The sequence below is a fragment of the Methanospirillum stamsii genome (genome assembly GCF_003173335.1).
GTDB classification, from domain to species: Archaea; Halobacteriota; Methanomicrobia; order Methanomicrobiales; family Methanospirillaceae; genus Methanospirillum; species Methanospirillum stamsii.
This window is the reverse complement of the sequence record NZ_QGMZ01000006.1, coordinates 135,620-148,090: the sequence shown is the minus strand read 5'-3', so window position 1 is coordinate 148,090 and position 12,471 is coordinate 135,620. Positions and strand designations below refer to the sequence as shown.

Here is a 12,471-nt window from a genome sequence, read left to right as displayed (position 1 = left end):
GATTTTTTAGTCAATATTATAATGTTTTTTTAGGAATGACCTGATCTTGTCAGAATCCATAAAACCTTTGTCCAGGTCATCAACTGCTTTGTCTATTCTATTAAGTTGTTCGATAATTTTTTGTGAATTTGTATCTTCGGTTATGTCGATCATGGCCAGAGCAACTGCAAGCGGGTTCCTGATTTTATCGTTCATTGCAGCAAAAATTTCTAAATTTTTATTGATTTGTTTTTCTAATGCGTCATTTGCTGTAAGGAGTTGGTTTTGAAGTTCAACAAGCTGATAATTTTTAGAGACGAGTTCCTGGTTCTTTTCTGCAATTTCTTTTAAATACAACCCTTTTTCAATATGCAATCTGAGGCGGGCAAGTAAGACACGTTCTCTGAAAGGTTTCGTGATATAATCCGAACCACCGAGCAAAAGTCCCTTCTCAATCTCTGAGTCTTCACCAACTGCAGAGAGGAATATTACTGGGACCATCGAACAATCAGGCCTGGTTTTAATTTTCTGGCATAATTCAATTCCGCTCATTCCGGGCATCATAACATCAAGGAGAATTGCATCCGGAATTAGGGTATCAATTATTTCAAGTGCACTCTCTCCATCTGAAGCAATCAGGGCTCTTAATCCGGCGTTACTAATGATCTTTGCCGCCACTTGCAGGTTGTCATCATCATCGTCAACAATAAGGATAGAATATTGTGTTTTTTGAATAGTCATGGACGTTTTTTCCTAGGGTTAATTAGGCCATTCTAAAAGCAATATTATTAAATCTTATTGAGTAAATGCCTGCTGGTGCCGGATAATCTTAGGTATTCAAACCATCATGATTTCTTAATAGATTATGGTAAACCTGTTATAAGAAAAACGGAAATGAAAACATGAATATCCATCAAAAGAGTTTGATATTACTTAATAACGGATCCTGATCTGGTTATCAGAAAAATAGATGAAAACAAGCTGGAGAATCTGGTCGCATACCATGATGCACTCTCTCATGTTGGCATAGAAAAATCTCTGGTGGATTCGGAATAATGAACCAGTATATCTGTTTCTCATCACATTCTTTCGATTGAAAGGGTGATTATGCGTTTCTCTGGAATAGGTATGCGACCAGCTTGATGGTGATGAGAAGGCTGTTATTTCCTGGTTATTATATTCCGGTGCAGATTCTCTCTGCAACCGGAATGTCCCGGATGTTTACGTATTTGTACCTAAAAGGTACACATAGAGATTGTTTTCGTAATATATAAAGAAAGTCTGGATATCTGGTTGGAATCTGCAACCGGTTGGTAGGATATTAAAAAAGTTGGATAAATAAAAGTAGGATGATTTATTCTGCCCGGAGAGCTTCAATGGGGTCCATCTGTGCTCCACGCCAGGCTGGATAAAGGCCGGAGAAAATACAAATGATAAGTCCAACCACCATTGCATAGGGCAGATGAATAAGACTATCATACGTAAAGAAATACTTCGTGCTTCCTACCATGATCAGGATGAAAAAGTATCCCATAATAATACTCAAAATCATTCCAAGCGTTGCCCCGATTATCCCGATGAGTGTTGCTTCGTAGACAAACATCCTGAGAATTTCTTTCTTTTGTGTTCCGATACTCCGGAGAACACCAATCTCCCTGATACGTTCGGTCACTGACATCATCATGATATTGAAAATTGATACCGCTGCAACAAGGAGAGAAATACTGGCGATAAGAGAGGCAAAACTCGTGATCGTTGTCACTGATGACGAGATCATGGAAACCATCCGGCTGCTGTCCTGAACTCTTATGGTCTCTTCCCTTCGGTTCATCTGTGATTCTAATGCGGTAGTGACGGCATCGGCATCATTTATATCCTCAAGGACAATGTTTGCCTGATTATATTCATCCTTTGCTCCAAAAAGGGATTCATACATATCTTTAGTCATGACAATTGCGCTATCGGTATTCAGATCCATGGTCATACCCCTGGATTCGATGATCCCTGATACTTTTACTCCGCTTCCCCCGACTGAAAACCTGCTTCCGACCTCCATATCATTATCTGATGCAAAGGTAGGTCCGATAAGAACAGAATTATCAGTACTTGGATATCCGCCTGCAGTCAGGTTATCAAGGATTGTTCTCATTGCATCTGTTTCGAGTCCATATACCTGAGTACTCCATTCATCCGATCCTTTTTTTACCTTGGCACGAACATTATGGACGCCGTATACATACCCGTATTTTCCGGCGATCTTTTCAATATCCTTGAATTGTTTCTTGGTAAGGTTATCACTATCACCTGACATGCCGGGAGGGCCACCTCCTCCTCCTTTTCCGGAATAGGGACTGACCGATAATTTATCGGCCATTGAAGAGAGTGAGTCGGTAACTGATGCAGTCATATTTGTACCAAGCATCCCCATGGAAGCGATGGATATAATCCCGATAGTAATGCCGATTGCAGCAAGGATGGACCGGAGAATGTTGATTTTTACATTCCTGACAGCCATTGCAAAAATGATATCTTTCATTGATTATTCACCACATCTGCAACAAGTTCTCCATCTCTGATTGTAATTGTTCGATCTGCCTGGGCTGCAATTCCCGGGTCATGGGTAACGATGATTAGGGTTTTTCCTTTTGAATTTAATTTCTTTAACATATTCATTACCAGAACACCGGTTTTCGAATCCAGGTTTCCGGTTGGCTCATCGCACAGGAGAATTTTCGGATTATTCACGAGAGATCTTGCAATGGCCACCCGTTGTTGTTGGCCGCCGGACAATTCACTTGGTTTATGTTTCGCAAGATCCTCATTGATACCGACCATATCGAGAAGTTTTGTAACTCGTCCGGATGTATCCCTTTTGCGGTATTTCAGGGTATATGGATATTCAACGTTTTCGTATGCTGAAAGGAGGGGAAGAAGGTTGAACTTTTGAAAAATAAATCCAATCATTATCAGGCGGAGATGAGTGAGCTCTGAATCGCTCATCTGGGTGATACTTTTCCCACCAATTTTCAGGTCTCCTGATGTCGGGACATCCAGGCACCCGAGTTGATTGAGCAGGGTTGATTTCCCGGATCCTGAAGGGCCGATAATTGCCACGAACTCGCCTGTTTTTATGGAGAGGGATATATTATTGAGTGCAAGGACATCACCTGAAAGGAGGGGATATATTTTACTAATATTCTCAAGACGTACAACTTCATCCGTCATAATAAATCACGGTTATTTGGAGGAAGTTTGATTATTCCTTCCTCTGCCTTTCTTTTTCCATATGTACCAGGCAACGACTATTACGATTACAATGATAAGGCCGTAGATTATCTCCATAATTGGAAGACTGTTCATTCCGGAGCCCATTCCTGAGAGAGGATTCATGGGGTTTACTCCCCCGTTACGGGCTGAACTCCCTGATGAGGTTGTTCCCCCTCCGGTTGGTGTGGCTCCTGATGGTGGAGTTCCGCCTTCAGGAAAGCCCCCTGGAGCTCCATTCATTCCGGATAGTGAATTACCATTATTGTTGCCATTGCCTGTCTGGTCAGAATTTACGGTTACCTTTTTAGAGAACTGGTTTCCGGATGCATCTTTATACAATATTACAAGAGGAATGGATTTCAGGGTCTGGGGAACAGTCAGTTCAAAACTTGAATAATCCCCGGTTGTAATGGTGCCGATGACATACTTCTGGTTTGGATTTCCATCCTCACCTGCAGCACTTTCAAGGGCAACCATCACCCCGTATGCATCTGAAATTCCTGCATTTGAAACATCACCGGCAATGACATTTCCACTACTACCTGAAGTGATTTCAACATTATTTATCACCGGATCTGCAGCCTGTTTATCGGTTCCAAGGGTAATCGGGATTGAATAGGATGTTTCATGAGCATTCATCCCACAAGTGTAACCAATATCAAATTTGAGTTCAGATTCTGATTCAGGAGTAATTTCAAAGTGAATTGCTTTTTCAGAATGTGCCGGAAGGTCTCCGATAAATGCTGATGTCCGGTTGAATTTAACGCCATCCCCTGATGGAAGGATGGTGATACCGGTCATGTTCACACTTTTTGCATTCCCAATCATCAGGCTGATTTTACTGGTAACCCCTTTTGAGAATACCTCCGGAATATTGGAAATTGAAACTGCCATCTGTGGTTCTTCAACCCGGACAGGAATATTGTATCTCAAACTTCCTGCATCACGGAAATTCAGGTAAAATGCAGGATAATAGATATTTTCCGGCTGGTCAGCGAGAATCGTAAAGGTGAATTTCATATCTGTTCCGGCACCGATGGTTCTGCTGCTTGAATAGACATCACTATTGAGAACAACAATATCTTTTGAGATGAGATGTGCATCTGAAATAATTACATTTGAAGAACCGGTATTTTCAACAGTAAATGTGACCAGGCCGACATCTCCTGTCATCAGGACCGATGGTTCAATGTTTACATTGGTGACGGTAACCCGTCCTGCAGCATCAATTGTTTCATTTGTCTCCACTGCACAGACAACCTGAAACAGAAGCATTGTGAGAATCAGAAGGCTAATGAGGCATGTTGTAGTTCTTCGCGAATTATTTTTTAAAAAAATTTGCTTTTTTAAAAGGAATGTTCTTTTTTTATTACTTCTTTCCATTATTATCCCCTTATTAATCTGATCATCAGGTATGTTTTTTAGATAGTATGGTCCGGGAAATGTTCACGTTCATAAAATGATGCAATACTGTACTAATAATTATCCCAATTTACCGGAATAAATAGATAAACCGATAATCAGAATTACAGTCATAGTTACTTTATAATCGGAAATCTCAGGTGTCCTGCATACAGTTATACAATAATTGTGCTCACCAGGAGGGATAAATAAGATGATACTGTCAGGTGATATATCCAACCATGTGGTTCATATTTTATTATCCATAAAGAAGGGAGTACCTGTTATAAGAATAAAACCAGGATATCTATGACGAATCAACCTTTATTACTAATCGGAAAATATCAATTCATTATTGTTTTGTGTTTATCTAGTTCTTTTCTTCTATTTTCGTTCGCTACTGCCGAAACTGCTTTGGCAGCTGACGAACCTGCGGTTATCAGGTTTGTGCTTACTGATTATGGAGATAAAGATATACTCAGGGTAAACCTGATGAAAGAAGGAGAGAGTTCTAAAAACGGCATGGTCCGTCAAAACCAGAATATCAAATTTGACCGGGAGACTGATACTCTTGTGTGGACTCCCTGCAATGATAATTCCTGCACTGTGCCGTCAACCTCCACTGCCGGGGGTAATTCCGGAAGGGATCAGCTTATCCTTGAGGTAACTTTTGCCAACCCTTCTGTTGATATTGAGTCCTGCCACAGTGATACGACCTGTGAGAGACTTAAAGGGGCAACAACAGTAAAGAGCGGTATGCTTGAGGGATATTTCAAAACCGGAAGAACATATTCTGTCTCCTTGGACAGCCTTATACCCGGAATCGGTGAGGCATATTCCATTGTGGAATTATAGTAAAAAGGATTATTATCTGGTTTTAGATATTATCTCGATTTTTCTCAATAATTCTTTTTTATTGTTTCCAGTGCAATTAAAAATTCCTGCATGCTCTGATACCGGTCAGCCGGGTCTGCCTTAAGGGATCTGGTGATGATTTCATCGAATGCGATAAGATTCCCATTTATTTCTGAAGGAAGGATGTACTGGTCCTTCTGAATTCGGGTAAAGAGTTCTCCGATGTTCTGGGTTCCATATGGGGGAGTCCCACAGAGTAATTCATAGAGCAATACCCCTAACTGATAGATGTCTGTTCTCTGATCTCCGTTTCCATATTTTTCCGGTGCAAGTTGTTCCGGACTTGCATAAAAGAGTGAAAAACTGGTGTTCCGGGTATCTTCTCCCCGTTCGATAAATCGTGAGAGTCCCCAGTCGGTTAGTTTTACATCTCCTTCATCGGTAAATAACACGTTTCCGGGTTTAATGTCCCGATGTATGACTCTTTTGCTATGGGCATACATGAGTGCTTCTCCGACCTGCTGAATGGATGTGATGGTCTTTATGGGGGGGACCGGAAGGGTGAGATCTTTGAGCGATCGTGGGATATATTCAAGTTCCACATAAGGGACCGGAAAAATATTCTGGTCAGTTATTTGTGCGATATGGGGATGCGATAGATCGCGCCAGACTGACATCTCATTTAAAAATGTTTTTCCACTGGTCTCATCGGATGAGAAGGGAATCTTCAGGGCTACGATTCTGTTGTTGTCATTTCTGACAGCCCGGTAGACTATTGCCATTCCTCCGCTTCCGATGACCGATATGTCATGGTACTTTGAGGTTAATTTTTCCGGAAAAGACGGGGGCAGTTCTTCGTTAATCAAAGGGAGAGATCTGGTGATGGTATTATCTGTGTTATAATCCGGGTGTTGGTAGTCTGATTTGTGAGTGAAATGGCTGGTAATTAAAGAAAACATCGCTCCCGGAATGATAACGATGAGCGCAACCAGTATTGTCAGGGGTAATGAGAATACAACCGGGATGCGAACCGAGAGGAGAAGGATTATCGCAATTACGGCAAAGAGAATGTGACCCTGGTGCAGAGGAATTAATGGACGGGTTTTATAGACTGATACCGCCTGTATCAGTGATGATAAGGCAAGATATGCAAGGAGACCAAAAGTTGCATACATGGTGCTTAAAAAGGGGTCCATGAAATCTTCAGTTGATCTTAACATATACAGAACAACAGTAAAGCCTCCGATGAGGAGCGCACTGATGATATGACAAAAAAAGAGGGATATCTGTGCTCTTTTGGTGAAAGTATATCTATACAATCTTCCGGTTGCAATTCCGGCAATTGTCATTATCATCAGGATGATAAGACTTACTCCGAGTGAAATTACCGGAAACTGCCACCTCTGCATGGGCAGGTCGAAGATCGGAGGGTTGTTATTTCGCCACCCCATCTCTTCCGGACCTCTTGGTTCGTTAACCTGACCAGAGCCATTGGAATTTGTGGAGTTTCCTCCTTCATGGAACATGCGGCCATCAGACTCGGGGTTTGGTGCCCAGTAATCCGGCCCTGGTGTTACATTATCTCCGGTGTAGGGAGCTGAATCTGCGGTGACCGAACCTCCAAGGAAAAATAACCCGGTAATGATGCAAACTATCAGATAACAGATCTGTCTTTTTTTCATATTGGTCTGGTGAGATTGAAATTTTCCTATTATTCAGCCATAAAGAGGAACCGTGCAGACATATTTCCTGTTCCCAGGATGATGATGTCTCCGTCAGTTATTGTCCGTTTGGTGTGTGCTGGTATTGGTTCGGTATTGATGAAACTTCCTGAAGTGCTTCCACAGTCTTCAATTTCCCATGATGTGCCATGATAGATTCTTGCATGTGGTCTGCTGATTCTCGAGACTGATTTGTAGTCCTGTGAGACCATGACCAGGTTCTTTTGCACCTTTGAATAACTCATATCCGTTGGGTCTATTCTGCCAAGGGCTATCTTCTCTCCGCTTAACGGGTATATCTTTCCTTCATCCGGCCCAGAGGTTAGAAACAGGCAGGGGGATGTCACTCCGAATTGATTGCTGATGTCTTTTCGGATGGTGCTGAGCTGGTCTGCAAGGTCCGCATGGGTAATCGTGAGCGGAACCTTTGAGAACATCGAGAGGTTTGTTATTATCTGCTCCATTCCTCCGGGAGCAAGGGAATATTTCCAGACCGGGTGAATTCCGGTCATGGTCTCAGAGCTCATGCCGGCATCTTTTCTCACAAGTCCGGCGAGGAGAAGTTTATCGATATGCTTTCTGATATTCTCATAACTGGTTTTGGTAATGGATGCAATTTCTTTCAGCTCCATGGGACGTGTTTCCAGGGAGGAGAGTATTTGCAAGCGAACCGGATTTGCTAGAGCATTCAGATACTCTGACATCTCAACGAGATACTCAGGGTTTCGTGTCCCCTGAATGGTATTGTCTGTCATTATCAGGCACCTAAATTTTATTTTACCTGTGACATTATGATATTTCTCTAAGTTTATGGGGAAATTTCGGATTAAATTTTACTTTGTTGAAATAGTTGATTCCGGGTTTCCGGTGAGTGAGTATGATATCGCTGGTGATGGTGAAAGATTGGTTTGAGATAAATATTGGTCGGTGGGAGCGCAATATGAAAGTTAAAAAAATAAAACGTTTTTTGAGATGTCAACCTCTCCTAAGTTTTTCAAAAAATTTGTTCTTCCTTTGGTTTTTTGGTGGATTAATTGTTGGATACATAAGATTCGGGTATTTTCAATATGATTATCTTTTAAAAAGCAAAAACAATGATAATTTTTTTATAATTGAATGGTTTTTGTTGCCTATTCTTACTATACAAAAACTTTCTTATGGTATTGACGCATAGAATTCGTACGCACTCAGGAGGTGTGATATGTATAAACGTGATGATGCAGTTTCACCGGTTATCGGTGTTATCCTGATGGTGGCGATCACCGTAATTCTCGCTGCAGTGATTGCAGCATTCGTCTTTGGAATGACAGGCAGTGTTAGCAAATCAAAAAATATTGCCTTTGTTGCTGAATTAACAGGAACGGATCAAACAGCAGTAATTATAACAAACCATGGCGGAACAGACCTTGGAACATTGGGTTCATTGTCTGCAACGGATGGAACAAATGAATTGCAGTATAGGGTGAATACTACGCCGTTCACAAACAAATTAGATGCAAATGATGTTGGAAGATCAATTGCTCTTAAATGGCCTGCAGCAAGTACATCAAAGCGTCTTGTTTTAACAGGTACATTTACAGATGGAAGCACTGCAATTCTTATTGATAGAACCTTCTAATTAATTTCTATTTTTTCATGTACCTTTTTTTTAAATATCTTCATGTCACTCTATTGACAATCCTCATTTTGATAAATCCCATAATCTTCCTCAATGATGAATGGATATCAACAAGTCAACTTTCTCAATTATCTCAACATCACCAGATTCTCTATAATGAAGGAAAGTATGGATTTTTCCAAAATGAAACGCCGAATTCTTATTTCTCCTCGAGAAATAATATGCTGCCTTACACGAGTTTTATCCCGCTCATATCATATCCATTCCTGCTCATTACGAAATTTTTGGGGGATGTAATCCCTTATTATGTCTCTTTGGCCTTTAGTGGCATACTCATTATTTTCGCACTCTCCTTAAACATGACAAAAAGGGCACAATTGTCATATCTATTGATATTCTTTTCTTTTACTGTCCTATTGTTGAATATATTTTTTTTTAAACCAATCAATATCAGTTCAGACTCCGTTCATTTCGAGGTTTTTGCAATTGTACTGATGAATATGTTTTTTTTTCTCTGTCTTATCGGGATAGTATATATAATCTTTAAAAATCTGTTATCAGATCCATTATATGCTGTTTTTGGAACTTACGTATCAATTGCATGCTCATCGTACCTTTTCTGGGTGAATACCTGTAAGGATCACCTGGTTACTGCAACCATGTTTGCAATGACCATTCTTTTCCTCACTCTTTATATTCAAAAATCAGATCAATGGTATCTTTTCTCATCATTCATCTGCACCGGATTACTCGCTTGGATCAGGCCGGAAGTTGGTGCATTTATCTTTCTGATAATGGTATTTCTGCTTCTGTTTTTTTATTTCACGAATAATTTTCAATTTCAACCAAACAAACGAACAATTTTCCTGTTTTTATGTCCGATAGGAACAATAATCGGTATTATTCCACTTTTCATCAGTAATATTCTTGTCACCGGACACCCGCTGGTGTTGCCTTTCCAATTGTTAAAAAATTATAGTAACAATCAGGATTTTTCCACGAATAGTACGTTAACCGTTTCACAAGTTCCGGAAACCCAAGATATGTCTGCATCGGGGTTTTCAGATTCGATACTCTCAATATTATACAACGTTGTTGAGAGAATAATGCCGGATGTCCCCATGGATACTTTTTTGGGAAATGTGTATGGTGTTTTCATCAGCCCTTCAACCTTAAAAGTCCCAGTCCTGGCAATTGTTCCCATCTTCCTTATTGGAATAGGTTTTCTGCCGAAAATTTATTCAATAATTCATGAGAATAAAAAAAATGAGAGCACAATTATTTTTTCACTTCTCATGGTATCAGTTGGAATTTTCTGTGCATATTTAACATCAATTGCCGGACTTCATACAAGTATAGGCATATTTCCGGATGTCCGGTATCTGTCACCTGTTTATATTCCTCTCAACATTATTGGGATCCTCCTTGTATCAAAGGTTTTCAACAAGCAGATTATTCATCAAATATTACAGTTTAGTGTATTATTCTCAGTTATTGGGCCCGTAATAATCTTATTTATATTATTCTTAGTCAACAACACCATAGATTTCTGGTCTGTTTTCTTGTGGATGAATGGAATAATTACACTACTTATTTATCTGGTAATGTTACTATTCTTCATATTTTTAGTCGGGTGGTATGCTCATAAAATCGATAATGGTATTCTGGTTTATCCGATTTCATTTCTCATTGCACTTCCACTCATCTGGCAGATATCCATGATCTTGATAATTCAATGCTATCTGGATACCCCCTATTATTATCCACCTTTACTACCAATAGTCCGTGAATTTTTACCCTGGATTGCTGGTTTTCAATAATGATTTATGGTGAATTCAGGTAATGCATCGAATGAATAATTTTCATGCGTTATCCTTTTTTTCCTGCCACATCATCCAACAAAGAGCGATGACAACAGGTATTCCAAACAACACACATACTCCGGAAGGCCCGTAAAAAAACGGACTATAATATACCATTTCAGAAACAATAAATAAAAAAATTGAAATTGTGAAAAACAGCAGGGATAATCTTTTTTGAATCTGCCGGAACTCAATACAATTTAAAAATTGCAGCATCGTTGCAAGTCCAAATAAGACAGACCCTCCTGCCCAGATAAACAAAGCATACATATTCTTTCCTGATATAAGTCCGGACAAAACGTACTGAAACTCATAGCTTATCGGGATAAAGCTTTCTCCAAGTCCGGTGATTTGAAACCGGTAGCAGATACCCCGGACACCATACCCAAATCCACTTCCCATAATATATCCTTCGATGGGGATGATGGTCAGAAACAAAAACATTACGAAAGGAATAATATATGGTCTGTATTCTTGGAAATATTTCTTTAATATTTCTTTTTGAAAAAATTCATTCAGACCGACCATATGAATCTGTGAAAAATTACCTTTTTTTATTGCTATTTTCGAGAAAGTGAGTTTCACGTTTTTTTTAATAAATATGGTGCTTACCACATAAATCTTATGTTCAATAATAATCGAAAAATCGATTTATTCTAAATATAATGAGCAATAAGAAAAAATATGCGAGAGAAGGGATTTGAACCCTTGGATTCCTTCGAAACCGGATCTTAAGTCCGGCCCATTTGGCCAGGCTTTGGTACCCTCGCGCCTTAATACATTGGTACGCCTGCTATTAGAAAGTATTCTGTGAACAGGACCTCTTTTATATAAATACTCCATGTCCGGACCATTAAAGCCCGTCATTCACTTCTCCCCTCGCAGGAATAAATTATTACCCGGATTCGGAACATAAAAAAACCGAATCAATACCGATATTATCAAACCGGACAGCGTAAATCAAAAAAAAGAGGATCAGGCAGACTTCACTGCCATCTCGACGTCTTCTTCCTTAATCGTTTTTCTTCCTGCATGGAGAGCCAGTTTATTTGCTTCCTTTGCAAGATTTCCGATATATTCCTCAGCTTTCTGAACTAATACCGCTGCTGCATCGCTTCCTACACGCTCAGCCCCGTTTGCTTTTGCAATTCTTACAACTGCTGCGATTGGCAAGTCTGTCATAACTCTACCCCAAAATTAAGTCTCCTGTCAGGTATTTATAATTATGTCCGAATTCATGGGGGAGATGTCCATTAATGATACCTCTCTCGTTCTTGTGACCAGAGGACAGATCCCAAAATTTATCTATTATCTCATATATTATTGACATAATAAAATAGAGATGTTTTGATGGGGGGCGACTATGGTCTGCACTTCTCCGCCGGAGATGAGGAGATTGCAGATTTATTCTGGGATATCGGGCTGAAGCGGAATGTGGCCCGGGTGCTTACGATCCTTATAAAGGACGTAGATCTTACCTCCCGTGAGATAGAACGGGTGGTTGATCTTCGTCAACCGGAGGTGAGCTTAGCAATTACTGACCTGATGAAGAGAAATTGGATACATATTGTTCATCAGATTACAGAAAACAAAGGAAGACCGATGAAGGTCTATCATCTGGCTATAACTCTTGACGAAATTCTCGAAGAACTGAAAGAATCCATCGTCGGTTCATATGAAAGAAAATTCGAGGAGATTGAACGTGTCCGGGAATTACTTCATAGTAAATCCTAACAAAAACTCAATTTCCAGAAGTTTAATTAAGAAT

General features: G+C 40.0%; 12 protein-coding genes and 1 tRNA gene. 4 read left to right on the top strand and 9 right to left on the bottom strand.

All coding sequences use genetic code 11. The features are described 5' to 3' along the window. Positions 1-6 precede the first annotated feature (6 nt). The 4 genes from DLD82_RS02485 to DLD82_RS02465 form a co-directional block, all read right to left on the bottom strand. Positions 7-720 (bottom strand): ATP-binding response regulator, encoded by a 714-nt coding sequence (locus DLD82_RS02485; protein ID WP_109939522.1) that lies wholly within the window; start codon positions 718-720, stop codon positions 7-9. A gap of 613 nt (positions 721-1,333) precedes the next feature. Continuing rightward, positions 1,334-2,515: an ABC transporter permease gene (locus DLD82_RS02475; RefSeq protein WP_109939520.1), complete on the bottom strand. Its 1,182-nt coding sequence runs from the start codon at positions 2,513-2,515 to the stop codon at positions 1,334-1,336. Continuing rightward, a complete protein-coding gene (locus tag DLD82_RS02470) occupies positions 2,512-3,204 on the bottom strand; it encodes an ABC transporter ATP-binding protein (RefSeq protein ID WP_109939519.1) in 693 nt (230 codons plus the stop codon). Before DLD82_RS02470 ends, DLD82_RS02475 begins: the two co-directional genes overlap by 4 nt. A gap of 12 nt (positions 3,205-3,216) precedes the next feature. Then, positions 3,217-4,521 (bottom strand): COG1361 family protein, encoded by a 1,305-nt coding sequence (locus tag DLD82_RS02465; RefSeq protein WP_146199669.1) that lies wholly within the window; start codon positions 4,519-4,521, stop codon positions 3,217-3,219. A 435-nt stretch (positions 4,522-4,956) separates the two neighbouring features. Here DLD82_RS02465 and DLD82_RS02460 point away from each other — a divergent pair, with 435 nt between their 5' ends. Then, on the top strand, positions 4,957-5,502 hold the full coding sequence (locus DLD82_RS02460; RefSeq protein ID WP_181391208.1) for a hypothetical protein: 546 nt from the start codon (positions 4,957-4,959) through the stop codon (positions 5,500-5,502). Positions 5,503-5,546: 44 nt separating this feature from the next. Here DLD82_RS02460 and DLD82_RS02455 read toward each other — a convergent pair whose 3' ends face one another. Both DLD82_RS02455 and DLD82_RS02450 read right to left on the bottom strand, forming a co-directional pair. After that, complete coding sequence (locus DLD82_RS02455) at positions 5,547-7,184, bottom strand: serine/threonine protein kinase (RefSeq protein ID WP_109939516.1); 1,638 nt, start codon at positions 7,182-7,184, stop codon at positions 5,547-5,549. A 29-nt stretch (positions 7,185-7,213) separates the two neighbouring features. Then, positions 7,214-7,978: an FHA domain-containing protein gene (locus DLD82_RS02450; RefSeq protein ID WP_109939515.1), complete on the bottom strand. Its 765-nt coding sequence runs from the start codon at positions 7,976-7,978 to the stop codon at positions 7,214-7,216. Between the two features lie 446 nt (positions 7,979-8,424). On the opposite strand from DLD82_RS02450, the gene DLD82_RS18845 reads away from it, so the two are divergent. Further along, positions 8,425-8,841 carry a type IV pilin gene (locus DLD82_RS18845; protein ID WP_109939513.1) on the top strand — a complete coding sequence of 139 codons (417 nt, stop codon included), beginning with the start codon at positions 8,425-8,427 and terminating at the stop codon, positions 8,839-8,841. Positions 8,842-9,341: 500 nt separating this feature from the next. After that, positions 9,342-10,661: a hypothetical protein gene (locus DLD82_RS02435; protein WP_146199668.1), complete on the top strand. Its 1,320-nt coding sequence runs from the start codon at positions 9,342-9,344 to the stop codon at positions 10,659-10,661. 42 nt (positions 10,662-10,703) lie between these two features. On the opposite strand, the gene DLD82_RS02430 is transcribed toward DLD82_RS02435, so the two are convergent. From DLD82_RS02430 to DLD82_RS02420, 3 genes are all read right to left on the bottom strand, one after another. Beyond that, positions 10,704-11,147 carry a hypothetical protein gene (locus tag DLD82_RS02430; RefSeq protein WP_146199667.1) on the bottom strand — a complete coding sequence of 148 codons (444 nt, stop codon included), beginning with the start codon at positions 11,145-11,147 and terminating at the stop codon, positions 10,704-10,706. A 241-nt stretch (positions 11,148-11,388) separates the two neighbouring features. Next, positions 11,389-11,473 (bottom strand) — tRNA-Leu (locus tag DLD82_RS02425). A gap of 205 nt (positions 11,474-11,678) precedes the next feature. Next, the gene (locus DLD82_RS02420) at positions 11,679-11,885 is read right to left on the bottom strand and encodes a histone family protein (RefSeq protein WP_109939510.1); all 207 of its coding nucleotides are present in this window, start codon (positions 11,883-11,885) and stop codon (positions 11,679-11,681) included. A 168-nt stretch (positions 11,886-12,053) separates the two neighbouring features. Here DLD82_RS02420 and DLD82_RS02415 point away from each other — a divergent pair, with 168 nt between their 5' ends. After that, a complete protein-coding gene (locus tag DLD82_RS02415; RefSeq protein ID WP_109939509.1) occupies positions 12,054-12,437 on the top strand; it encodes a hypothetical protein in 384 nt (127 codons plus the stop codon). The last annotated feature ends 34 nt before the right edge of the window (positions 12,438-12,471 follow it).